Origin of the sequence: Rhodococcus sp. NPDC049939, from assembly GCF_040656415.1 — a bacterium.
Lineage (GTDB): Bacteria > Actinomycetota > Actinomycetes > Mycobacteriales > Mycobacteriaceae > Rhodococcus_F.
Map to the genome: position 1 here is coordinate 237,326 of NZ_JBFAMC010000004.1, position 21,147 is coordinate 258,472.

Consider the following 21,147-nt stretch of genomic DNA (forward strand, 5'->3'; position numbering starts at 1 on the left):
TCGGAGCAGTCGCCCTTGACGGCTGCTCCGACGTTGTCGTTGCGCCGGGCCCCTACTGGGGAAGCCGGCTGATCTATACAACTCGAGACAATGGCCCCGCTGGTGAACTCCGGGGAGGCCGACACCCGATACACGAGCTACGAGCGGGGAAGAATCCTGTGGCACAGGAAGTGCTGACCGACCTGAACAAGGTCCGCAACATCGGCATCATGGCGCACATCGACGCCGGCAAGACGACGACCACCGAGCGGATCCTGTACTACACCGGTGTCAACTACAAGATCGGTGAGACGCACGACGGCGCGTCGACGACGGACTGGATGGAACAGGAGAAGGAACGCGGCATCACGATCACCTCTGCCGCGGTGACCTGCTTCTGGAACAACAACCAGATCAACATCATCGACACCCCTGGGCACGTCGACTTCACCGTCGAGGTGGAGCGTTCGCTCCGTGTTCTCGACGGCGCTGTTGCCGTGTTCGACGGCAAAGAGGGCGTTGAGCCCCAGTCGGAACAGGTGTGGCGTCAGGCCGCCAAGTACGACGTTCCGCGCATCTGTTTCGTCAACAAGATGGACAAGATGGGCGCGGACTTCTACTTCACGGTTCAGACGATCATCGATCGTCTCGGCGCGAAACCGCTCGTCCTGCAGTTGCCGATCGGCGCCGAGGACGACTTCGACGGCGTGGTCGACCTGGTCGAGATGAAGGCCATCACCTGGCGCGGCACGGTCGCGATCGGTGCCGAGCCCACCATCGAGGAGATTCCGGCCGATCTTGCGGACAGGGCTGCCGAGTACCGGGAGAAGCTGCTCGAGACGGTCGCCGAGTCCGACGAGAAGCTCATGGAGAAGTACTTCGCCGGTGAGGAACTCACCGTCGAGGAGATCAAGGGCGCCATCCGCAAGATGACGGTCGCCTCCGAGCTCTACCCGGTTCTCTGCGGTTCCGCGTTCAAGAACAAGGGCGTTCAGCCGATGCTCGACGCGGTCATCGACTACCTGCCGAACCCACTGGACATCGGCAACGTCGAGGGTCACGCACTCAACAAGGAGGACGAAGTCCTCACGCGCACGCCGAGCAAGGACGAGCCGTTCTCGGCACTGGCGTTCAAGATCGCTGCGCACCCGTTCTTCGGCAAGCTGACCTTCGTCCGCGTGTACTCGGGCCGGATCGAGCCCGGCGCCCAGGTCATGAATGCGACCAAGGGGAAGAAGGAGCGCATCGGAAAGCTCTTCCAGATGCACGCCAACAAGGAGAACCCGGTCGACGAAGCCGTGGCCGGCCACATCTACGCGATGATCGGCCTGAAGGACACCACGACCGGTGACACCCTGTGCGATCAGAACAACCCGATCGTTCTCGAGTCCATGAGCTTCCCGGACCCGGTCATCCAGGTGTCGATCGAGCCCAAGACGAAGTCTGACCAGGAGAAGCTGGGAACTGCGATCCAGAAGCTCGCCGAAGAGGACCCGACCTTCTCGGTCGAACTCGACGACGAGACCGGCCAAACGGTCATCGGCGGCATGGGTGAGCTCCACCTCGACATCCTCGTCGACCGCATGCGCCGTGAGTTCAAGGTCGAGGCCAACGTCGGTAAGCCGCAGGTCGCGTACCGTGAGACCATCACCAAGACGGTCGATAAGCACGAGTTCACCCACAAGAAGCAGACCGGTGGTTCGGGCCAGTTCGCCAAGGTGATCATCGCTCTCGAGCCCTTCGTGGGCGAGGACGGCGCCACCTACGAGTTCGAGAACAAGGTCACCGGTGGCCGCATTCCGCGTGAGTACATCCCATCCGTGGATGCAGGCGCGCAGGACGCCATGCAGTACGGCGTTCTCGCCGGCTACCCGCTGGTGAACATGAAGTTGACGCTGCTCGACGGTGCATACCACGACGTCGACTCGTCAGAAATGGCCTTCAAGGTTGCCGGCTCTCAGGCGCTCAAGGAGGCCGCCCGCAAGGCAGGCCCGGTCATCCTCGAGCCGATGATGGCTGTCGAGGTCATTACACCCGAGGAGTACATGGGTGACGTGATCGGCGACCTGAACTCCCGCCGTGGCCAGATTCAGGCCATGGAGGAACGCAGTGGTGCCCGTGTCGTGAAGGCGCTGGTTCCGCTCTCGGAGATGTTCGGTTACATCGGTGATCTGCGGTCGAAGACCCAGGGCCGGGCGAACTTCTCCATGGTGTTCGATTCCTACGCAGAGGTTCCCTCGAACGTCTCGAAGGAAATCATCGCCAAGGCGACCGGCGAGTAACCTCGGTTCCAGCCGGCCGAAGCACGATCGAAGTAACTACAACCGCACTGCTGCATACCGCAAGCATCAATCAGTCCAGGAGGACAAAAGTGGCGAAGGCGAAGTTCGAGCGGACGAAGCCGCACGTGAACATCGGCACCATCGGTCACGTCGACCACGGCAAGACCACGCTGACCGCGGCCATCACCAAGGTTCTGCATGAGGCATACCCCGATCTCAACGAGGCCTCGGCCTTCGACGAGATCGACAAGGCTCCTGAGGAGAAGGCTCGCGGTATCACGATCAACATCTCGCATGTTGAGTACCAGACCGAGAAGCGTCACTACGCTCACGTCGACGCTCCCGGTCACGCCGACTACATCAAGAACATGATCACCGGTGCGGCGCAGATGGACGGCGCCATCCTCGTGGTCGCCGCCACCGACGGCCCGATGCCGCAGACGCGCGAGCACGTGCTGCTCGCTCGCCAGGTCGGTGTCCCGTACATCCTCGTGGCGCTGAACAAGGCTGACATGGTCGACGACGAGGAAATCCTCGAACTCGTCGAGATGGAGGTCCGTGAACTCCTCGCCGGTCAGGAATTCGACGAGGAAGCCCCGATCGTCCGCGTCTCGGGCCTGAAGGCACTCGAGGGCGACCCGGAGTGGAGCAAGAGCATCCTCGAGCTCATGGCCGCCGTCGACGAGTCGATCCCGGACCCGGTCCGCGAGACCGAGAAGCCGTTCCTCATGCCCGTCGAGGACGTCTTCACGATCACCGGCCGTGGCACGGTCGTCACCGGTCGTATCGAGCGCGGTGTCATCAACGTGAACGAGGAGGTGGAGATCGTCGGTATCCGTGAGGACAAGACGAAGACCACTGTCACGGGTATCGAGATGTTCCGCAAGCTCCTCGACTCGGGTCAGGCTGGTGACAACGTCGGTCTGCTCGTTCGTGGTATCAAGCGCGAGGACGTCGAGCGTGGCCAGGTTGTCGTCAAGCCCGGCACCACCACCCCGCACACCGAGTTCGAGGGCCAGGCGTACATCCTGTCCAAGGACGAGGGTGGCCGCCACACGCCGTTCTTCAACAACTACCGTCCGCAGTTCTACTTCCGCACCACGGACGTGACGGGCGTTGTGTCGCTGCCCGAGGGTACCGAGATGGTCATGCCCGGTGACAACACCGAGATGTCCGTCAAGCTGATCCAGCCGGTCGCCATGGACGAGGGTCTACGGTTCGCGATCCGCGAAGGTGGCCGCACGGTCGGCGCCGGCAAGGTCACGAAGATCATCAAGTAGGCACCGCCTATGTGATCGTCAGCACGAAATACCGATGGCGCCCAACCCCGCGGGGTTGGGCGCCATCGGTATTTGCACGAGAGTGAAGGTTCGAGTTCAGGGTTCGTCGTGCGTTGCCGGATTCTCAGCACGGTCGAGGTGAAGCAGAACCTGGGTGGCGACCTGCTCGCCGCCGATGGTCGATTCCACCCACGACGCGATGTCTTCCGATGTGCGGGTGAAGTCGGCGATATCGATGGTCGGGTCGGCGGTCACGACTATGAGCAAGGTCGGGAGCCCACGTTCGATGACGGCTCGCGCCCGCGTTTGCCGGACGCCGGGATACTCGGCGAGTTCGCTGGACACTCCGTTGGCGATGGAATCGAGGTCGACGGTCACGTACGTGCCCGACTCCGGATCCGGCACCGCTACGGGGGAGGTGCGTCGCCGAGTCAGGTCCACGGCAAGCAGGAACCCCCCGAACACCAGTCCTACGATCACCGTGGCAGCAAGTGCCCACCCCCACCAATCCTGTTGGGGCAGTGCCGTAATCAGCTCGCGGTCGTATCGCGACACCCATTCGCGCACGATCGGCACTCTCACGTCCCACGCGATTGCATAGACGCCGAATCCGACTAGTGCGAGTCCGACGGCGAGGACGATAATTCGATTGACGGCTGCGGCGCGATGCGTCATTTCTTCACCTGCACTCGCAGTTCGGGCGAAACACCGAGCAGGGACAACGTCGGCTCGACGGACTCGCGAACAGCTGTGGTGACATCTTCGGCGGATGCTGCCTCGTTGTGCACCACACGCACAGTGACGTGCTTGCGGTCAACCGTCGTGTGCGCCGACACCACGCCGGGAACGTCGTTGGCGTGGCTGCTCGAATTGCGAGCCAGGTCCGTGGGCCGCAGCCACACGGTCGGAGCCTCTCCGATTTTCAGTGGCAGGTGGGTCCGAGGCCGGGGTTTGAGGGCCACGGCGATGAACACGATCCCCACGACGACCGAGCAAATTGCTACGGGGAGTATCCAGGTGGACCAGTGCAGGCGTCCCAGCCACTCGGCAGTGTTGCGAACCCAGGGTGCGTTGCCCAGAGTGCCGCGCATGATGAGAAGTTCACGCCCCGCGACGATGGCGAGGCCGAGGGCGGTCACGGCCACGATGACGGCGGCGGGCACTGCGGCGGGCGCGGCGCGCGGGGTGCGTGGCCGGAGAGGTACCGCCCGGGTGGGTGCCGATGCCGAATCGACTTGCTCCGGGTAGAGGGCCTCGGGTGAAAGTTCCTCGGCTGCAGCAGTTTCTGTTCCAGCGACCACGATGTTGAGTTCGCATACCGGCATCCCGGTCATCTGCTCGACCTGTTGGCTCACCTCTGTGCGCAATCGGCGATTGAGGACATCGAGACGGCACGGCCATCTCACCGCGACGTAGAGGTTTATGGCAACGGCGTCCGCGCTCGTCGAGACGTCGACTCGGGGAAGGTCTCGTCCGGTGAATCGGGACAGTCCCCCCGATTGCTTGACGATCCCAGGTACCTGGAGCGCTGCGGCGGTGGCAATCTTGATCACGGCGCGTTCCTTGATGACCACTTTGCCGCGCGAATCGGTCTCGTCGATAGCCGTGTTGTCGTGTGGTTGGGCGACGGGACCGGCGGTGGAGGGCTCATCCACGGCCGCGGCTCCGCAGGATTGCACCGAGGTCGAAATGGCCGTCGCGATGTGCGCCAACGGCCATACCCACAGCGCCGAGGAGGACCGCGAAAACGAAGCCGCTGAATCCGCCGAGTATCCCCGCGATTGCCAGGAGCAGTCCGACGATCAGACCGGTGGTTGTGCTGTTCATAGGGCTTGTCCTGTCTCTGTCAAGAGATCTTCGATGGTGACGTCGACGGGGACGGTTACCAGCGGTTCCACTGCGGCTCGCACTCTCTCGGCAGTATCGACGACGTTCGCCGGGTAGCGCGCCGCAAGGTGGACCGCGCAGGAGGTAGGGCCGATGACGACACCGGTGACGCGCCGACCCGGCAGATAGGTGGCTATGTCGCCGAACGTACCCCCGTGCATCGCCGCAACTCCGTGAGTGGCGAGAACGGCGGCCGCGATGCGTTCGGAGATGTCTTCGCCGTCGATTTGCGGCGACAGTGCACCGGTCATTGCACCCTCGGTCTGGTATCGAGTTCGGACGCGGAATCGGATTCTTCGAACAGCACGACGTCGAAGACGGTGATGTTCACTTCGGTTACCTCGAGCCCGGTCATACGCTCGACAGCGGTAATCACGTTGCGGCGGATACCGACCGCCAACTCGTGAAGAGCGACGCCGTACTCGGCGACGATGCCGATGTCGATGGCGGCCTGCTTCTCACCGACCTCGACTGCCACGCCTTGGGCGTGATTGACGCGGGCGCCTGGGATCCGATCACGCAGGGCGCCGACGGCACGAGCGGTACCACCCCCTACGTCGTAGACGCCATTGATCTCACGTGTCGCGATTCCCGCGATCTTGGCGACCACGGCGTCCGCGATGATGGTCCGGCCTTCGGAACCGATGAGTCCGGGTGTTCCGGCACCGAACTGCACACGGCTGCGTGCGCCTGAATCGCTGGTCATCGTCGATCCCCTTCGAGTTGCCTGCCGTGTGTTCCACACTAATGATGGCGGACGGTCTGTGCGTTTCCCGGGCACCCTTCACTGCTTGTCCGAACTGGCCTGAGCAGGGCTGACCATGGCAGCACATGTCGTCTGTGTCGGCGACCGTGGCCACCCTTCGGGAGGCTGGCCGTTCACCGAAGCAACCGCTGCCGGGGATACCGTGGTGAATCGGCGGTGGTCGGGGTACGGTCTGGATCAGAACATGAATCTGACCTCGAGTGCGAAGGGATTCCGATGAATCTGGCCTTGACCGACGAGGAGCTGGCGTTCCGCGCCGAGATGCGAGAGTTCTTCACCACGCAGATCCCGAAGGACATCCGAGAGCGCTACGCACGCGGCGAACAAGTCGGTAAGGAGAGCTTCACCGAGACCCAGCGCATCCTCAATGCGCATGGGCTGGCGACGCCGCACTGGCCGGTGGAATGGGGTGGCAGGGACTGGACGCCGGTGCAGCAGCATATTTGGCTCGACGAGTTGCAGCTCGCGTCGGTCCCCGAACCACTCGCATTCAATGTGGGTATGGTCGGACCCGTCATCGCCGAATTCGGTTCGCAGGAGCAGAAAGAGAAGTTTCTTCCACCGACGGCCAATCTCGACATCTGGTGGTGTCAAGGCTTTTCCGAGCCGGAGGCTGGTTCCGACCTCGCCTCGTTGAAGACCCGCGCCGTCCGCGATGGTGACGACTACGTGATCAACGGCCAGAAGACCTGGACTACCCTGGCGCAGCACGCGGACTGGATCTTCTGCCTCGTCCGTACCAACCCAGACGCACCCAAGCGGCAGGCTGGTATCTCCTTCATCCTGGTGGATCTGAAGACGCCTGGCGTCACGGTGCGTCCAATCAAGCTGATCGACGGTGGTTACGAGGTCAACGAGGTCTTCTTCGAGGACGTGCGTGTGCCCGCAGAGAACCTTGTCGGCGAGGAGAATCAGGGTTGGAGCTACGCCAAGTTTCTACTCGGCAACGAACGCACCGGCGTCACGCGCCTCGGATTCTCCAAAGTTCGACTCGCGCAGGCGAAAGACCGAGCCGCAGAGATCTCGGTCGGAGGCGGCACCCTCCTCGATGACCCGCTGTTTGCTGCGCGGATTGCTGAACTCGAGAACGAGATCATTGCGCTCGAGCTCACCCAGTTGCGCGTCGTCGCGAGTTCGGCCGACGGCAAGCCGAACCCGGCGTCGTCGTTGTTGAAGCTGCGTGGGTCGGAACTGCAGCAGGCCACACTCGAATTGCTCGCCGACGTGGCGGGACCGGACTCCCTACCTGTCGGAGCTGGTGATGCGATCTCCTCACCGCTGTGGGCTCAGCGGACCGCACCTACGTACTTGAACTACCGCAAGGTTTCCATCTACAGCGGATCGAGCGAAGTGCAGCGCAGCATCATCGCATCCTCGATCCTCGGACTGTGAGGCGTGACATGGACTTCGAACTGACCGATGAACAAGCGATGCTGCGCGACACGACCCGCGAACTGCTGGGGCGCAATTACGACACAGAGAAGCGGAATGCTGTAACGGCCACCGAGCAGGGCTGGAGCCCGCAGGTGTGGAAGCAGCTCGCTGAGGTGGGCTTGCTGGGGCTCAGCTTTGCCGAAGAAGACGGCGGAATGGGTGCCGGACCCGTCGAGGTCGCAACGGTGATGACAGAGATCGGTCGCCGCCTCGCGCCCGAACCCGTCCTCGACGCGGTTTTCGTGCCGGGTGGTTTGATCGCTGCTGCGGGCAACGAGAATCAGCGGCGCCGAATTCTCCCCAATGTGTCGAATGGCAGCTTCCTGCTCGCTTTCGCCGACCGGGATCCCGGTGTGCGCTGGCCGTCTACCCGAGTGGCCACGAAGGCAACCTGGCAGGACAACTCCTGGACGCTGACGGGAATCAAGAACCCCGTGCCGCAGGGCGGCAGCGCGAACGCCCTGGTCGTATCGGCGGCTCTGCCCACGGGTGGTGTCGGTCTGTTCCTCGTCGATGGTGATGCATCCGGGCTCACCCGAACCGCGTATGCAACCCATGACGGGCTGCGTGCCGCGCAGATCGAACTCTCGAACACCCCCGCCGAGCAACTCGGTGAGGGAGGCGATGCGTCGACTGTGATCGAGGCCTCCAATGTGCGAGCGCAAGCCGCTCTGTGCGCAGAGGCAGTCGGCGCCATGGAGGAGGCACTACGACTGACGACCGAGTACCTCGAGACTCGCAAGCAGTTCGGAGTCCCCATCGCAAAGTTCCAGGCCCTCACTCATCGAGCCGCCGACATGTACGTGCTGCTGGAGTTGGCCCGCAGCATGAGCCTTTACGCGACGATGTCGCTGGCCGACGGGACCGTGGACCCGGCGATCGCATCCCGCGCAAAGCTGCAGATCGGTCGTTCCGGACGCGCGATCGGGCAAGAGGCGATCCAGATGCATGGAGGGATTGGCATGACTGCCGAGTATCCCGTCGGGCACTATCTGAGCAGGTTGACCGCTATCGAGCACACTCTGGGGGGTTCCGACGACCACTTGAGGATGCTTGCGTCGGAGGTGTCGCAGGGGACGGTGAGAATCAACTAGAGACCAGGCATCGAAGAAGCTGCCGGGTGCCTCTCGACAGAGGAAGGGCGAGAAGCACCCGAGGGCTGTTGATCTCGGATTGGTATCGGATAGAGCGGTTTCGACGTGTCGTGTCGGGAGCTCGGACGTGACGCAGCTAACGTTCGGCGCGCAATACTGTCTTCGAACTCACGAGGAATGTGCGTCATTTCGGTGGAGGAGCACTGCTATGAGGTCCAATCCAGTCAAAGCGATCGTGTGGAGCCTGCTCATCGTCGGGCTCATCGGTGCGGGAGTGGGAATCTCTGAGCTGCACGTCCATTGGACCGTCGCTTCGTTGATCGTCGCGTCGGTATCCGGCCTCGTCCTGCTCAGGATCCGTGCCGACGCACATCCGGAACTGCACCGTGACCGCCCGATGACGGTAGCGGAACCGCAACGTGTGGCCGTCGGCTGAGCCGTGACGTCTCAGCTCAGGGTTCTCCTTGAACGGTCGGCAATCCCAAAGATGTTGACGCGGACGCCTGTCAGAACCCGTCGTTGACGGCCCAGGGCAACCTGAACGACCAGGTTCCCTCCTGAAGGTGAGGTCTCCCTGACGTGAACCGCTGGTCGTACCTCACAACTCCGGTATGGCGCACCGAATCTCCGCGAACATCCCTGAATGTGGGGGTCTCTCGTGTCAAGCTGACGTGACGAACCACCTCGAGGAGGGCCGATGATCCGTGGAAGGTACTTCGAGTTCAAGGGTCGTCCAGCCGTGCGGTTTCGGTGTGCGTATCCATACTCCAAGCAGAGGTTGTGGAAGGCAGTGTCCGAGCCGGACGAGCTGGTGCGTTGGTTCCCATCGGCCGTTCGGATCGACCCGTACGTGGGTGGAGACATCGAGTTCTTCCCTGACTCGGATGCGGATCCTGAGACGGGAATCGTCCTGGTGTACAGCGCTCCGCGCACCCTCGCGTTCACATGGAGCGGCGACGAGATCCACTTCGAGGTCGAACCAACCGCGGAGGGTTGCGCGCTCACTCTCGTCAATGTGCTCGAGGTTCGCAACACCGCAGCTCGCAACGCCGCGGGATGGAGTGTGTGTCTTACCAACCTGGACCGGCACCTCGACGGATCTGCCGCCTTTGGGCACAGCGGTGAAAAGTCGCCGGCATGGCGACCCTTCTATGAGACCTATCTCGGGGAGGGAATGCCGTCCGGTGCGTCGATCCCAGGAGACTTGGGCTGATCGTCGGTGCGGAAGTCGGAGTCGAGTCGTCCGAATACGCGCTTGATATTCGACACTTGCTCGGCCGGTGCGTCAACAGCGATATTTCGGCCGGTCCTCAGCCACCCGGCCCGAAGCGAAGATGTCAGCCAGTTGTCCAGCGCAGCTTGAGTTTCGAATTTGAGTAGGATCACACATACATCGGACGCGCTGCTTTCCTTCAGCCATCCACCACCGAGGAATCCAGGGAACAACCTGGCGAGTCCGAGACCGGTCTGAATCCAATCAGCGAACTCCGCATCGCAACCTGCGAGGATTCGGCGCACAATGGTCGTGCTGACATCGTCTACCAGTTCGTTCGCACGGGCGGTATCGGCGGCGTTCGCCATCGCTGTTACCTCGGTTCTCGCTCTTTTACGGCTTCTTCCAGCTTAAACTACCAGTGGTTTCGAGGTCACCAATCGTAGGCGAGAAGCGGCATACCGAAAGGTCTATCCGAGCCCTATCCACGCTGTCAGCCGAGTCAAGTGAAACTGTTCTCCAATTGTGACCGTGTGGTTTTCGTGGATGAGGGGTGCTGCGTGGGTAGTGGTAGCAGGATAGGCGGGGCTTGGTGAATGTGACGACGGGAACGTGACGACCAGAATGTGACCACGTAGGAGGGGGGATACAGGTGGTCGAGGTCAGGTTGGTCGAGTGCGATTCTGAACACACAGAGGTGGAGGCGGTGGATGTCTTTGCATCTGGGGTGGTGGCCGTTCATGACGAACTCGTGCGCCTCATAAGGGAACTCGTTACCAATGATTCCCGGACCGCAGGATCGCCGACCTTCGCTCAACATTCGCTGCTGTCCTTCGTCGCCCGCAATCCGGGGTGCAGGGCCACACAGATTTCCGACGCCTTCGGCGTGCACCGCTCCACCGTGTCGCGCCAGCTTCGGGGCTGTTTGGACGAAGGGTGGGTACACGCCGAGAAGGGCCCGCTGCGCAGTGGGCATCCGCTGACCCTTACCGAATGGGGAGTCGCGGTGTTGGCAAGTGCCGAAGCACACCGAATAGAAGAAGTGCGCACTCGGCTGAACTCGTGGTCGGACAGCGACATCGATGCCTTCGCTCGTCAGCTCCGTGAGTTCCGACTGGGCGCAACCGCCCTCGGCGATGACAGCATGGGAGGCGACGGCATCGGAGGCGATGGCCGTGCGTGAGTACACCAATGCGGCGACGTTCACTGTCGTGGACCACGAGAATGCGGTGCTGGAGGTGTTTGCGCACGCCGAGAGAACTCCGGATCGGGTGATGTACTGCCGCAACGAGTCTGCGGGCTGGGTCGATGTAAGAGCGGAGGATTTCGCAGCGCTCGTCACCGGAGTTGCAAAGGGCCTGATTGCCAATGGTGTCCGTCCTGGTGACCGGGTAGCTCTCTTGTCATCGACGCGGTTCGAGTGGTCGTTGCTCGACTATTCGATCTGGGCGGCGGGCGCGGTGTCCGTTCCGATTCACGAGTCCTCATCACGCGACCAGATCCGTTGGATAGTAGAGGATTCGGGTGCCATGACTGCACTGATGGAGACCGCTGACCATGTGTCGAGTTTCGAGAGCAACGGCGTTCCTTACACAGTGAAGCGGATCCTTGCCATCGATGCCGACGCGGTGGGCACGCTCATCAAGGACGGCAGGTCGATCGACGACTCCGAGGTGTACGACCGCGTGCTGGCGATGACCGCAGACAATCTGGCATCGCTGGTGTACACATCGGGGACGACCGGACGGCCGAAGGGTTGCGTCCTCACCCACCGCAACTTCCTTTCGGAGGTACGGGCTCTCCTCGCTTCTCCGATCGGTAACGCTGCCAGGCCCGGAAACCGCGTGCTGATGTTCCTTCCGCTCGCACACAGCCTTGTGCGTGCCGTGTCGCTCGCGTTGTTCGAGTCCGGTGCGACACAAGTACATCTGCGCGACTTCGACATGATCAACGGCGAGTTCGAACGGTTCCGGCCCCACATGATCCCCGGTGTTCCCCACGTGTTCGAGAAGGTACGTGAAGGTAACCTGCGCAAAGCGACGTCGGGTGGACGCCTGCGGAAGCGGATCTACTCATTTGCCGAGCACACAGCGATTGCATACAGCGAAGCCACGGACGACGAGGGTCCGTCGCCGCGCCTCCGGTTCGAACGTGCGCTTGCAGACGTGCTCGTCTACTCGAAACTTCGCGCATCCTTCGGTGGCGACCCCTGGTGGGGGCTTTCCGGCGGCGGTGCACTCGTGCCCAGTCTCGCTCACTTCTTTCGCGGTATCGCGCTTCCTGTCTACGAGGGCTACGGGCTCACCGAATCCACCGGCCTGCATTGCGTGAATGTCCCGGGTGCGCAGAAGGTCGGGACCGTCGGCAAGCCTCTCGGCGGCAATAGTGTGCGGATCGCTGAGGACGGGGAGATCGAACTGCGCGGAGGCGTCGTCTTCCGCGGGTACTGGCGCAACGACAAGGCCACCGAGGAAGCATTCGACGACGGTTGGTTTCGTACCGGTGATCTCGGCAGTTTGGACAACGAGGGGTACCTCACCGTCACGGGCCGCAAGAAGGATCTCTTGGTCACCGCAGGTGGCGAGAGTGTTTCGCCCGGACCTGTCGAAGACCGGTTACGATCTCATCCGCTGATTTCACAGGCGGTGGTGGTCGGGGACGGCAGGCCGTTCGTCGGGGCCCTGCTGACCGTCGACCCACAGGCATTCGAGGATTGGAAGTCGGTACGCGGCAAACCGTCAACTGTTCCGGTGACGGACCTGCGCGATGATGAGGACCTACGCGCGGATCTGCAGGAAGTCGTCGACGATGCGAACGCTTCTCAGGCCATATCGATCAGGCGATTTGCGATCCTCGACCGGGACCTCACCGAGGCAGACGGAGACCTGACCGCGACGCTGAAGATCAAGCGTGATGTGGTGGCCGAACGGTTCGCCGATGACATCGAGAGCCTCTACCGCCTGGGCTGACGGGTTACCGTGGCGACATGACCACAGCTTTCGTTCTGTCTGGCGGAGCGAGCCTCGGCGCTATCGAGGTCGGCATGTTGCAGACCCTGATCGAACGCGGAATTCGGCCCGACATCATTGTCGGGACCTCGGTCGGCGCGCTCAACGGCGCTTGGCTTGCAGGGGGATCGACCGAGGCGGACATTTCCGAACTGGCAGATCTGTGGCGCGGCTTGAAGCGCAGTTCGGTGTTCCCGACCACGTTGTTCACCGGTTTCACCGGCTTCGTCGGCATCGGAAACCATCTGGTGTCCAATCATGCCATCCGGCGCTTGCTGGAGAAGCATCTGCGCTTCGAACGGATGGAGGACGCGCCCATCCCACTCCACGTCGTTGCGACCGACGTGCTGACAGGCAGGGACGTCCGCCTTTCGGCGGGACCTGCGGTCGATGCCGTCACCGCTAGCGCGGCGCTTCCGGGAATTCTCCCACCCGTGGTAATCGCCGGTCGGACGCTGATGGATGGCGGTGTCGTCAACAACACCCCCATCTCGCACGCAATCGAACTGGGCGCCACCACGGTGTGGGTCCTACCCACCGGGTATGCCTGCACGTTATCGGAGGTTCCGAGTAGTGCACTGGGTATGGGGTTGCTGGGCGTGACTCTTGCGGTCAATCAGCGCCTTGCACTCGATGTCGAACGGTACGAGAAGGTCGCTGACATCCGGGTCGTACCGCCGCTGTGCCCGCTGGACACGAGTCCCGCCGACTTCGGAAGCGCCGACGAAATGATCAACCGGGCTCGAGAGCAGACCGCGGAGTGGCTCGACGAGGAACGCGTCGGTACAGGCCAGGCCATTCTGTTGCTACCACATGTACATGGTTGACGACGCTGCCTCATGGGGCCCGGCGGCGGTCAGCGACATCCAGGGGTTACGGGAACACCAGCGAGGCGGTCGTCGATCCACTGTGTCACCTGGGGCAATGCAAACCACCCCGCGGTCAAGTGTTCGCCGATCTGGGGGGCATAGGTGACATCGGCTCCACCGGCACACCACTCCCGCTGCAGGGTGATCACCCCTTCCTCGGGAATGAACTCGTCACCCAAGAACACCTTGGCAGATCCCTGGTAGAGCAGTACCGGGGCCTCCGGGGTCAATGCACCCATCCTGTTTTCGGCGACGACCGCACGGCCCGTCGGGGTGTCGAACGGGTCGGGCTGGGACGCGAGCAGTTCGACGGGGAGCATGGCGAGGCCGGCGAAGTCGAGTGCGAGGTTGCACTGGTCCTTGAGTGGCGACGTCGCAAGGAGCACACCCAACGGATTCGCCAGCGTCAGCATTTCGGGATACTCGCGGGCGAGCCCGAGTATCGCAGCCAGATACAGCCCTGAACCGAGCTGACCGTTCATGGTCTTCCGCAACAACGCGAAATCGGCAGGCACCCCGCCCGCTGCGACCCCGGCCAGCTCGACGTCGGGGGCATACGACGGTTGAAGCTGTGCTGCCCACCCTGTGGCGATCGCACCGCCGCTGTAGCCGGTGGCGACGACAGGGCTCTCCGACAGGCCCAGTTCGGGCAGATTCTTCATGCCGCGAATGCTGTCGAGTACGGCATGCCCGGCCATGCGCCCCGCGCTGTAGGCCATCCTCGGGCCCTGGTGGTCGGGGACCAGTACCGCGTAATTCTTCGCCAGGAACAACGGCAGCATAGGCGGTGTATCGAGGTCGAGAGTCTGGTAGTCGTGTACCAATCTGTAAGACGGGGTGCAGGTTGCACCCAGGGAATCGATTGCCATGTTGTAGTCGACCACTGGGCGAGGTCCCGGCCCCGTCCACGCTTCGGTCGGGACGAGCAAGGTCGCAGTCACCGGGACTGGCCTGTCCTTGGAATCGTTGGATCTGACCATGATCTGGTAGGCCCGGTGCCCCACCAGCGTGTCCGGGAACGCGCGGGTTGTCACCTCCCGCCGGCGAATGATCTCGCCTGCCTCGTAGTCCGCTACGTTCGGCGGCCAAGAAAAGAAGTCGTCCCCCGAAATGGGGGACGGCAGAATGGAATCGGGTCCGAGCGGCTGGGCGGCAGAAACAGGCGGGTGTACGGAGAAGAGCGCGGTGAACGTGAAGACTGTCGTCAGGACTACCGCATGAAACAGCTTCATCGAATACCGCCGATCCAACGTGCTGATGCAATCGCTTCGTCCTGCAAATTGTAATCTCGGCCGAACCCTCAATGGCGATATGAGCAGCGGTCGGGGGTTTGTTTCCGTCGAGCGATGGCTACTGTGGCTGCATGGCGGTGACCGTGGAACGCGCAGTGCTCGATCAGGCTGAAGACATCGTTCAGATGCACTGGGATGCAGAAGATTGGCTCCGGGCGAGGGAAATTGATCCGCCTGCCAGGGGCGATGTGTCACTCGCCGACGTGCGCGAGCAGATCGAACTCGGACAATGGCAGGTCGCGCTGTTCGCGGGAATCGTGGTGGGTGCGCTGCGGGTGCTGCGATCCGATCCTGAGGTCTGGATCGAGGACGGGGTCCCGGCCACGTACGTGGCTCGAATAATGACAGACCGCAAGCATGCCAGTGCCGGACTCGGTGCACAGCTGCTTCGGCTGGTCGATGATCAGGCCCGCGCCGAGAATGCGTCCGTCGTTCGGCTCGAGTGTGTGGAGACCAATGTACGGCTGCGTGACTACTACGAGCAGCAGGGATTCTTCCGGGTAGGTCGCCGGGACTTCGAGGTGGACTGGCCGAGCGTCCTGTTGATGGAAAAGGTCGTCCGCTGACGACAGCGCTTTCGGGCCTCGGCCACCCGAGGAGCGTCAGAGTGGGTCGAGGATCCGGTGCAGGAACTGCCGCAAGCGTGGTTCTGTCGGATTGGCCAGGATGTCTTTCGGCGCGCCTCGTTCGAGTATCACACCGTGGTCTATGAACAGGACCTCATCGGCCACCTGCTGTGCGAACCGGATTTCGTGTGTGACGATCACCATCGTCCAGCCCTCGTTCGCGAGGTCTCTGATTGCGCCCAGCACCTCACCGACCAGTTCGGGGTCGAGCGCGGACGTGGGTTCGTCGAACAACATCAGTTTCGGTCTCAGGGCGAGCGCTCGGGCGATCCCGACCCTTTGTTGCTGCCCACCCGACAGTTGATACGGATACAGGTCCGCCTTCTTCTCCAGGCCGACGTGCGTCAGCAACTTCATCGCGTCGGCACGAGCCTCGTCCTTGGGCCGCTTCTGGACGACGACAGGCCCTTCCATGACGTTCTGGATCGCCGTCTTGTGCGGAAACAGGTTGTGAGCCTGAAATACCATCCCGCTCTGCGCACGGAACCGTGTGAGCGCCGACCTGTTTACCGGGGCGCCGAAGTCGACCGACTCGTCGCCGATGGAGATCACGCCGCTGTCCGCCGTATCGAGCGCGTTCAGGGTCCGCAGCAGCGTGGTCTTGCCGGACCCGGAAGGCCCGATGACAGCCAAAACTGTTCCCTGCGCGACGTCGAAGTTGATGTCACGGAGGATGCGATGGTCGCCGAAAGACTTTTCGACGCCTGAGACTTGGAGTAGGGGAGCAGTGTCAGTCATCGTGCGACGTACCTGTCGAGTCGGGCTTCGAGCCGGCCTTGGACAGCCGACAAGAAGATGCATATCACCCAGTAATACAGTGCGGCGACGCCGTAAAGGGCGAAGAAGTCGAATGTCGGTGCTGCCGCGAGTTGGGCGACGCGAAGGAGTTCGGTGACCAGGATCGTCGATGCCAGCGAGGTGTCCTTCAACAGCGAGATCAGTGTGTTGGACAGCGGTGGGACGGCGACCCGCGCCGCCTGCGGCAACACGATCCGCTGCAGTGTGGTGGCGTAGCCCATGCCGATGGTCTGTGCCGCTTCCCACTGCCCTTTGGGGATCGAGAGAATCGCCGACCGGATCACCTCGGCCGCGTACCCGCCCACGTTGAGGCTGAAGGCGATCACCGCCGCGGGGAAGGGGTCGAGTGTCACGCCGAACTGAGGCAGTGCGTAGAACACGATGAACAACTGCACCAGCAACGGGGTGCCACGGATTATCGAGATGTAGAAGCGGGCCAGCACAGACAACGGCCTGATCGACGAAATTCGCGCCAGCGCCACCAGCAGCGCGATGGCGAGTCCGAAAACGAAGCTGATGATCGTCAGCGGGATCGTCATCGTGACCGCGGCCTTCAGCATCGGCCACAGGTTGTCCAGGATCAACTGGACGGTTGCGTCGTTCACGCGCGAACCGGCTCAGTTGCCTGTACGGGGCGACGAGACGTCGGTGCCGAAGTACTTCTCCGAAATCTGGGCGAGTGTTCCGTCGGCCCGCAGTTCTTCGAGTGCCTGGTCGACGTCAGGAATCAACCCGCTGCCCTTGCTGGCGGCGAAAGCCTGCTCGCTCGTGTCGCCGGTGTCCGCGACCACCCTCACACCTGTGTCTCCGGTCTGCTTTTCGTACTCGCCGACAGCGAGGTTGTCGTTGACAGTGGCATCCACTCGGCCGTCCTTCAGGAGCGTGATGGCCTGCACGAAACCTTCCACGGATTCGACATTGGCTCCCGCGTTTCTCGCGACCTGGGCCCAGTTGCTCGTCGCCGATTGCGCTGTGGTCTTGCCGTCGAGATCGGCAATGGACGATATGGAGGTGTCGTCCGCTCGGGTGACGATGACTCCCTCGGAAACTGTGTACGGCGTCGACAGGTCGTACCTCTCGGCACGTTCGGGGTTGACAGTCACCTGGTTGGCCACCAGGTCGTATCGTCCCGCCTCCAGGCCCGCGAAGAGCGAGTCCCAGGGACTCTGTGTGAACTCGACGGAGACGCCGAGTTTGTCTCCGACCGCACGGGCGACGTCGACGTCATAGCCAGTCAGTTGACCATCTGCGCCCTGGTAGCTGAACGGAGTGTAGGTGCCTTCGGTGCCGACTCGCAGCACCCCAGATGCGCGTACCTGGTCGATGGCAGGACCCGAATCGGAGTTGCTACACGCGACCAACGACAGCGCGGTCATGACGGCGATTGCTGCGGCTGGAAGTGTGCGTTGCACCTGTCTCCTCCTCATTAGGCAGATCAGCCCACCGTACTCGACGGTTGTAGCGACAGGAGTCCGGGAGGTCGCGCGGGAAATCGATCTCTCGATGCACCCGCACTCGCGTGCCGCGGCGTGGCGAGATCGGCCGGAGCTGGTGATCGACCTCAGTCAGTTGGTGACGAGACGTCGGAGCCGAAGTACTTCTCCGAAATCTGGGCGAGTATTCCGTCGGCCCGCAGTTCGTCGAGCGCCTGGTCGATGTCCGGAACCAACCCGCTGCCCTTGCTGGCGGCGAAGGCCTGCTCGCTCGTGTCCCCTGTGTAAGCGGCCATCCTCAAGCTCGCGTCTCCGGTCCGATTCTCGTATTCGTCGATCGCGAGATTGTCGTTGACGGTGGCGTCCACTCTGCCGTTCTTGAGCAGCATGATCGCCTGCACGAAGCCGGAGACGGTTTCGACGTTGGCTCCCGCGTCTCTCGCGACCTGAGCCCAATTGCACGCCGGCGCCTGTGCTGCGGTCTTGCCGTCGAGATCGGCAACGGACGTGATCGAGGTGTCGTCAGCGCGGGTGATGATGACTCCCTCGGAGAATGTGTACGGCGTCGACAGGTCGTAACGCTGGATACGTTCGTCGCTGACTGCCACCTGATTGGCCACGAGGTCGAATCGTCCCGCCTCCAGACCCGCGAAGAGCGAGTCCCAGGGACTCTGTGTGAACTCGACGGAGACGCCGAGCTTGTCTCCGATCGCACGCACTACGTCGACGTCATAGCCAGTCAGTTGACCATCTGCGCCCTGGTAGCTGAACGGAGTGTAGGTGCCTTCGGTACCGACTCGCAGCACCCCAGATGCGCGTACCTGGTCGATGGCAGGACCCGAATCGGAGTTGCTACACGCGACCAACGACAGCGCGGTCATGACGGCGATTGCTGCGGCTGGAAGTGTGCGTTGCACCAGTCTTCTCCTCATTGGGCCTGTCAACCCACCGTACCCAGTGGCCCTGGCAGTAAGAGTGTGGCCGAATTCGAGGGAGCTTCCGATCGCGTTGTCATCTGCCGATGGAGTCGCGCAGGTACGCGAGGTCTTCGGTGAGACCTTCTTCCGGGGTCTCGAGGATTACGGGCGCATCGGCGGTTCGCGCGACCTCCACGAGCAGTTCGGGGTCGATGGTCCCGCTGGTGAGGTTCGCGTGCCGGTCGCGCGCCGAGCCGAAGTCGTCTCGGGAGTTGTTCAGGTGCACCAGGTCGATGCGGCCGGTGATGGCCTTGATGCGTTCGACAACCCCCACCAAATCCTCTCCGCCCGCCCAAGCATGGCAGGTGTCGAGGCAGAATCCAGCGCCGAGATCGCCGATCTGCTGCCAGAGTCGATCGACGGAGTCGAAGCGTCGTGTCATCGCGAAATCGCCGCCGGCGGTGTTCTCGACGAAGATCGGGACGGGGAATCCGCCTTGGTCGGCCTGGCGATCGAAGAGTTTGCGCCAGTTGTTGATTCCCTCGTTCACGTCCTCGCCATCGCGGACATGTCCGCCGTGGACGACCAGCCCGAATGCGCCGATGTCGGCGGCGGCCCGCGCTTGTTGAGCCACGGCGTTGCGCGAGGGAATCCTGAGCCGATTGTTGAGGCTCGCGACGTTGATCACGTACGACGAGTGCACGACGACGTCGATGGGGCTGTTGCGTATCTCCTCGCTACGAGGATGCGCCTGCGGCTTGTTCCACTGTTGCGGGTCGGTGAGAAACATCTGGACGACATCGGCGCCGAGGCTCTCGCCGTATCCGATCGGATCCTCGTCCTGACGGACGTGTACTCCTATGCGCATGTCATCAAGGGTAGGGGCGGAGCCCCGATGACAGTCGGCTTCCAGGGATGCGAGCGAGGCGGCGCAACCCCATGAATTGGTGAGGCCTGCGCCGTAGGTGGAATTCTGGGACAGTAGTTATCAGCGAACTGCCAGGAGGTTCGATGTCGGAGAGCGCCCGGTACGAGGAGCATCGCGCCCGTATTTCGGTGGAGGTCCGTCACTGGTGCGAACGCGCCACGATCACAGGTACCCATGCGCCCCTGTCGGACAAGGCAGCCGTCCTCATTGCCGCGGGACACCTCGATTCTCCCACCCGACAGGTGCTCACCAACCGGCGCCGGGCAGGCCGGAGCATCCCGTCGATCGGGGGATTCGGAGCATTACGTCTGCTCACCGACGAATACAGCCAAGCCGTCGAACGTATCGGAACTCAGAGGTTTCGGCCTGCGCAGTTGCTGTACAAGTACCGGGCCAACGAACTGGGCCGGAAACTGCAGTCTTATCGATCTGCGGTGGTGACTTCGACGGCGCACTACGGGAACGGTGTTTGGGCGATGCGCCGGGATCGGCGGCTGGGCGTTCACCTCGATCTGGAACAACGCGAGGCACTGTTCGCGGCGCTGCAAAGGACACCGGCTCCGATCAGCGAGGCCGTTCTCGAGCGTGTGGGGGACCTCGCGCGCGGGGCCGCCGCGAGACGGTTGAGCCAAGCCGCGGAGCACACGCCGATGGCAGCGGTAGGACGCCGGGCGGCCGATGCCGTGGGGCGTGGCGTCGCACCGGGCGATGACAAGTTCGCCGATGGCTACGACACGTTGCTATACCTGGCCGGGATGCTGTTCGACAGGATCGATTCTTCGCACTTGTGGCACTCGGATCACTTCGAGGTGCAGCGAAACCAACTCGATCTTGCCGAAGAGCTGACACAGATCGCCCTCGACACGGTAGCCCTACGCGGGATCAGGCTCGAACTCGACGAGGCACTGCGCGCCACCCACTCCGATGGTGGACGCAAACAGATCCGCGCGCGGCAGAGCGCGCTGACACCGGTGTGGGACCAGTTGGTCGAGCGGGTTGCTGCGCTGGCGCGGATCGGTGACCTGCTCTCGCACGCCGAGGTGCAACTGCGATCCTTGCTGGCGGCCAACAAGGCGTCGAGCCTCGACGGCCGCATAGACGACCTGATCGCACGCTCCGGTTCACGCGAACTGTCCGCACAGAACACCCATCACGTGGGGGATCAGTTCGACGGGGCCGAAGAGTTGATGCTCACCTATCAGTCCGTTCTGTACGGGGACATCTCCGAACTCATATCGCGATCAAACGGCGAACCTTGAGGACGGTATCGGGCATGCGCCATCCGCGCACTTGCACGCGCGCTAGGCGTCGCGTCCCTTCGGTTCAGGCTCTGCCGCGACC

Annotated in this window: 23 protein-coding genes; 11 read left to right on the forward strand and 12 right to left on the reverse strand. The window is 62.7% G+C overall.

Going from position 1 to position 21,147, the window contains the following annotated elements; all coding sequences use genetic code 11:
- The first annotated feature begins 158 nt into the window (after nt 1-158).
- A complete protein-coding gene (gene fusA, locus AB0I57_RS16055) occupies nt 159-2,261 on the forward strand; it encodes an elongation factor G (RefSeq protein WP_358337054.1) in 2,103 nt (700 codons plus the stop codon).
- An 89-nt stretch (nt 2,262-2,350) separates the two neighbouring features.
- Nucleotides 2,351-3,541, forward strand: coding sequence for an elongation factor Tu (tuf, locus tag AB0I57_RS16060; protein ID WP_358337057.1), 1,191 nt, complete (start codon nt 2,351-2,353; stop codon nt 3,539-3,541).
- 96 nt (nt 3,542-3,637) lie between these two features.
- Here tuf and AB0I57_RS16065 read toward each other — a convergent pair whose 3' ends face one another.
- Genes AB0I57_RS16065 through AB0I57_RS16085 form a run of 5 tightly spaced genes read right to left on the reverse strand, consistent with a single transcriptional unit; the run spans nt 3,638 to nt 6,134 of the window.
- A complete protein-coding gene (locus tag AB0I57_RS16065; RefSeq protein WP_358337059.1) occupies nt 3,638-4,216 on the reverse strand; it encodes a hypothetical protein in 579 nt (192 codons plus the stop codon).
- Nucleotides 4,213-5,196 (reverse strand): DUF6286 domain-containing Asp23/Gls24 family envelope stress response protein, encoded by a 984-nt coding sequence (locus AB0I57_RS16070; RefSeq protein WP_358337062.1) that lies wholly within the window; start codon nt 5,194-5,196, stop codon nt 4,213-4,215. Before AB0I57_RS16070 ends, AB0I57_RS16065 begins: the two co-directional genes overlap by 4 nt.
- Nucleotides 5,189-5,368 carry a DUF2273 domain-containing protein gene (locus tag AB0I57_RS16075; protein WP_358337064.1) on the reverse strand — a complete coding sequence of 60 codons (180 nt, stop codon included), beginning with the start codon at nt 5,366-5,368 and terminating at the stop codon, nt 5,189-5,191. The genes AB0I57_RS16070 and AB0I57_RS16075 overlap by 8 nt, the downstream gene beginning before the upstream one ends.
- Complete coding sequence (locus AB0I57_RS16080) at nt 5,365-5,679, reverse strand: hypothetical protein (RefSeq protein WP_358337067.1); 315 nt, start codon at nt 5,677-5,679, stop codon at nt 5,365-5,367. The genes AB0I57_RS16075 and AB0I57_RS16080 overlap by 4 nt, the downstream gene beginning before the upstream one ends.
- A complete protein-coding gene (locus tag AB0I57_RS16085; protein ID WP_358337070.1) occupies nt 5,676-6,134 on the reverse strand; it encodes an Asp23/Gls24 family envelope stress response protein in 459 nt (152 codons plus the stop codon). Before AB0I57_RS16085 ends, AB0I57_RS16080 begins: the two co-directional genes overlap by 4 nt.
- A 276-nt stretch (nt 6,135-6,410) precedes the next feature.
- On the opposite strand from AB0I57_RS16085, the gene AB0I57_RS16090 reads away from it, so the two are divergent.
- The 4 genes from AB0I57_RS16090 to AB0I57_RS16105 all read left to right on the forward strand — a co-directional run bounded on the left by AB0I57_RS16090 (nt 6,411) and on the right by AB0I57_RS16105 (nt 9,935).
- On the forward strand, nt 6,411-7,586 hold the full coding sequence (locus AB0I57_RS16090) for an acyl-CoA dehydrogenase family protein (RefSeq protein ID WP_358337073.1): 1,176 nt from the start codon (nt 6,411-6,413) through the stop codon (nt 7,584-7,586).
- 8 nt (nt 7,587-7,594) lie between these two features.
- Nucleotides 7,595-8,722 (forward strand): acyl-CoA dehydrogenase family protein, encoded by a 1,128-nt coding sequence (locus AB0I57_RS16095; protein WP_358337076.1) that lies wholly within the window; start codon nt 7,595-7,597, stop codon nt 8,720-8,722.
- Between the two features lie 208 nt (nt 8,723-8,930).
- Nucleotides 8,931-9,158, forward strand: a complete 228-nt coding sequence (locus tag AB0I57_RS16100) for a hypothetical protein (protein WP_358337079.1) — start codon at nt 8,931-8,933, stop codon at nt 9,156-9,158.
- A gap of 261 nt (nt 9,159-9,419) precedes the next feature.
- Nucleotides 9,420-9,935: an SRPBCC family protein gene (locus tag AB0I57_RS16105; RefSeq protein WP_358337082.1), complete on the forward strand. Its 516-nt coding sequence runs from the start codon at nt 9,420-9,422 to the stop codon at nt 9,933-9,935.
- Here the strand turns inward: AB0I57_RS16105 and AB0I57_RS16110 are convergent.
- On the reverse strand, nt 9,881-10,303 hold the full coding sequence (locus tag AB0I57_RS16110; RefSeq protein WP_358337085.1) for a hypothetical protein: 423 nt from the start codon (nt 10,301-10,303) through the stop codon (nt 9,881-9,883). The genes AB0I57_RS16105 and AB0I57_RS16110 overlap by 55 nt on opposite strands.
- Nucleotides 10,304-10,581: 278 nt before the next feature.
- Here AB0I57_RS16110 and AB0I57_RS16115 point away from each other — a divergent pair, with 278 nt between their 5' ends.
- From AB0I57_RS16115 to AB0I57_RS16125, 3 genes are read left to right on the forward strand one after another with little or no spacing between them, the layout of a single operon-like run.
- The gene (locus tag AB0I57_RS16115; protein WP_358337539.1) at nt 10,582-11,118 is read left to right on the forward strand and encodes a MarR family transcriptional regulator; all 537 of its coding nucleotides are present in this window, start codon (nt 10,582-10,584) and stop codon (nt 11,116-11,118) included.
- Nucleotides 11,111-12,904 (forward strand): long-chain fatty acid--CoA ligase, encoded by a 1,794-nt coding sequence (locus AB0I57_RS16120; RefSeq protein ID WP_358337088.1) that lies wholly within the window; start codon nt 11,111-11,113, stop codon nt 12,902-12,904. The genes AB0I57_RS16115 and AB0I57_RS16120 overlap by 8 nt, the downstream gene beginning before the upstream one ends.
- 17 nt (nt 12,905-12,921) lie before the next feature.
- Nucleotides 12,922-13,770: a patatin-like phospholipase family protein gene (locus tag AB0I57_RS16125; protein ID WP_358337091.1), complete on the forward strand. Its 849-nt coding sequence runs from the start codon at nt 12,922-12,924 to the stop codon at nt 13,768-13,770.
- A gap of 29 nt (nt 13,771-13,799) precedes the next feature.
- On the opposite strand, the gene AB0I57_RS16130 is transcribed toward AB0I57_RS16125, so the two are convergent.
- Nucleotides 13,800-15,044: a lipase family protein gene (locus tag AB0I57_RS16130; protein WP_358337094.1), complete on the reverse strand. Its 1,245-nt coding sequence runs from the start codon at nt 15,042-15,044 to the stop codon at nt 13,800-13,802.
- A 131-nt stretch (nt 15,045-15,175) separates the two neighbouring features.
- Here AB0I57_RS16130 and AB0I57_RS16135 point away from each other — a divergent pair, with 131 nt between their 5' ends.
- Nucleotides 15,176-15,670, forward strand: a complete 495-nt coding sequence (locus AB0I57_RS16135) for a GNAT family N-acetyltransferase (protein ID WP_358337097.1) — start codon at nt 15,176-15,178, stop codon at nt 15,668-15,670.
- A gap of 36 nt (nt 15,671-15,706) precedes the next feature.
- Here the strand turns inward: AB0I57_RS16135 and AB0I57_RS16140 are convergent, their stop codons facing one another.
- The 5 genes from AB0I57_RS16140 to AB0I57_RS16160 all read right to left on the reverse strand — a co-directional run bounded on the left by AB0I57_RS16140 (nt 15,707) and on the right by AB0I57_RS16160 (nt 19,746).
- Nucleotides 15,707-16,468, reverse strand: a complete 762-nt coding sequence (locus tag AB0I57_RS16140; RefSeq protein ID WP_358337100.1) for an amino acid ABC transporter ATP-binding protein — start codon at nt 16,466-16,468, stop codon at nt 15,707-15,709.
- Nucleotides 16,465-17,133: an ABC transporter permease subunit gene (locus tag AB0I57_RS16145; RefSeq protein WP_358337103.1), complete on the reverse strand. Its 669-nt coding sequence runs from the start codon at nt 17,131-17,133 to the stop codon at nt 16,465-16,467. Before AB0I57_RS16145 ends, AB0I57_RS16140 begins: the two co-directional genes overlap by 4 nt.
- 12 nt (nt 17,134-17,145) lie before the next feature.
- Nucleotides 17,146-17,940 (reverse strand): amino acid ABC transporter substrate-binding protein, encoded by a 795-nt coding sequence (locus AB0I57_RS16150; protein WP_358337106.1) that lies wholly within the window; start codon nt 17,938-17,940, stop codon nt 17,146-17,148.
- A 149-nt stretch (nt 17,941-18,089) separates the two neighbouring features.
- Nucleotides 18,090-18,878, reverse strand: a complete 789-nt coding sequence (locus AB0I57_RS16155) for an amino acid ABC transporter substrate-binding protein (protein ID WP_358337109.1) — start codon at nt 18,876-18,878, stop codon at nt 18,090-18,092.
- Nucleotides 18,879-18,972: 94 nt separating this feature from the next.
- Nucleotides 18,973-19,746, reverse strand: a complete 774-nt coding sequence (locus tag AB0I57_RS16160) for a deoxyribonuclease IV (RefSeq protein WP_358337112.1) — start codon at nt 19,744-19,746, stop codon at nt 18,973-18,975.
- Nucleotides 19,747-19,889: 143 nt separating this feature from the next.
- Between AB0I57_RS16160 and AB0I57_RS16165 the strand changes: the two genes are divergently transcribed.
- The gene (locus AB0I57_RS16165; RefSeq protein ID WP_358337115.1) at nt 19,890-21,065 is read left to right on the forward strand and encodes a hypothetical protein; all 1,176 of its coding nucleotides are present in this window, start codon (nt 19,890-19,892) and stop codon (nt 21,063-21,065) included.
- Nucleotides 21,066-21,147: the final 82 nt, after the last annotated feature.

Coding starts and splice junctions, on each gene's coding strand:
- AB0I57_RS16065 (WP_358337059.1), bottom strand. CDS start 4,216: ATGACGCATCGCGCCGCAGCCGTCAATCGAATTATCGTCCTCGCCGTC.
- AB0I57_RS16075 (WP_358337064.1), bottom strand. CDS start 5,368: ATGAACAGCACAACCACCGGTCTGATCGTCGGACTGCTCCTGGCAATC.
- AB0I57_RS16080 (WP_358337067.1), bottom strand. CDS start 5,679: ATGACCGGTGCACTGTCGCCGCAAATCGACGGCGAAGACATCTCCGAA.
- AB0I57_RS16085 (WP_358337070.1), bottom strand. CDS start 6,134: ATGACCAGCGATTCAGGCGCACGCAGCCGTGTGCAGTTCGGTGCCGGA.
- AB0I57_RS16090 (WP_358337073.1), top strand. CDS start 6,411: ATGAATCTGGCCTTGACCGACGAGGAGCTGGCGTTCCGCGCCGAGATG.
- AB0I57_RS16095 (WP_358337076.1), top strand. CDS start 7,595: ATGGACTTCGAACTGACCGATGAACAAGCGATGCTGCGCGACACGACC.
- AB0I57_RS16100 (WP_358337079.1), top strand. CDS start 8,931: ATGAGGTCCAATCCAGTCAAAGCGATCGTGTGGAGCCTGCTCATCGTC.
- AB0I57_RS16105 (WP_358337082.1), top strand. CDS start 9,420: ATGATCCGTGGAAGGTACTTCGAGTTCAAGGGTCGTCCAGCCGTGCGG.
- AB0I57_RS16110 (WP_358337085.1), bottom strand. CDS start 10,303: ATGGCGAACGCCGCCGATACCGCCCGTGCGAACGAACTGGTAGACGAT.
- AB0I57_RS16125 (WP_358337091.1), top strand. CDS start 12,922: ATGACCACAGCTTTCGTTCTGTCTGGCGGAGCGAGCCTCGGCGCTATC.
- AB0I57_RS16130 (WP_358337094.1), bottom strand. CDS start 15,044: ATGAAGCTGTTTCATGCGGTAGTCCTGACGACAGTCTTCACGTTCACC.
- AB0I57_RS16135 (WP_358337097.1), top strand. CDS start 15,176: ATGGCGGTGACCGTGGAACGCGCAGTGCTCGATCAGGCTGAAGACATC.
- AB0I57_RS16140 (WP_358337100.1), bottom strand. CDS start 16,468: ATGACTGACACTGCTCCCCTACTCCAAGTCTCAGGCGTCGAAAAGTCT.
- AB0I57_RS16160 (WP_358337112.1), bottom strand. CDS start 19,746: ATGCGCATAGGAGTACACGTCCGTCAGGACGAGGATCCGATCGGATAC.
- AB0I57_RS16165 (WP_358337115.1), top strand. CDS start 19,890: ATGTCGGAGAGCGCCCGGTACGAGGAGCATCGCGCCCGTATTTCGGTG.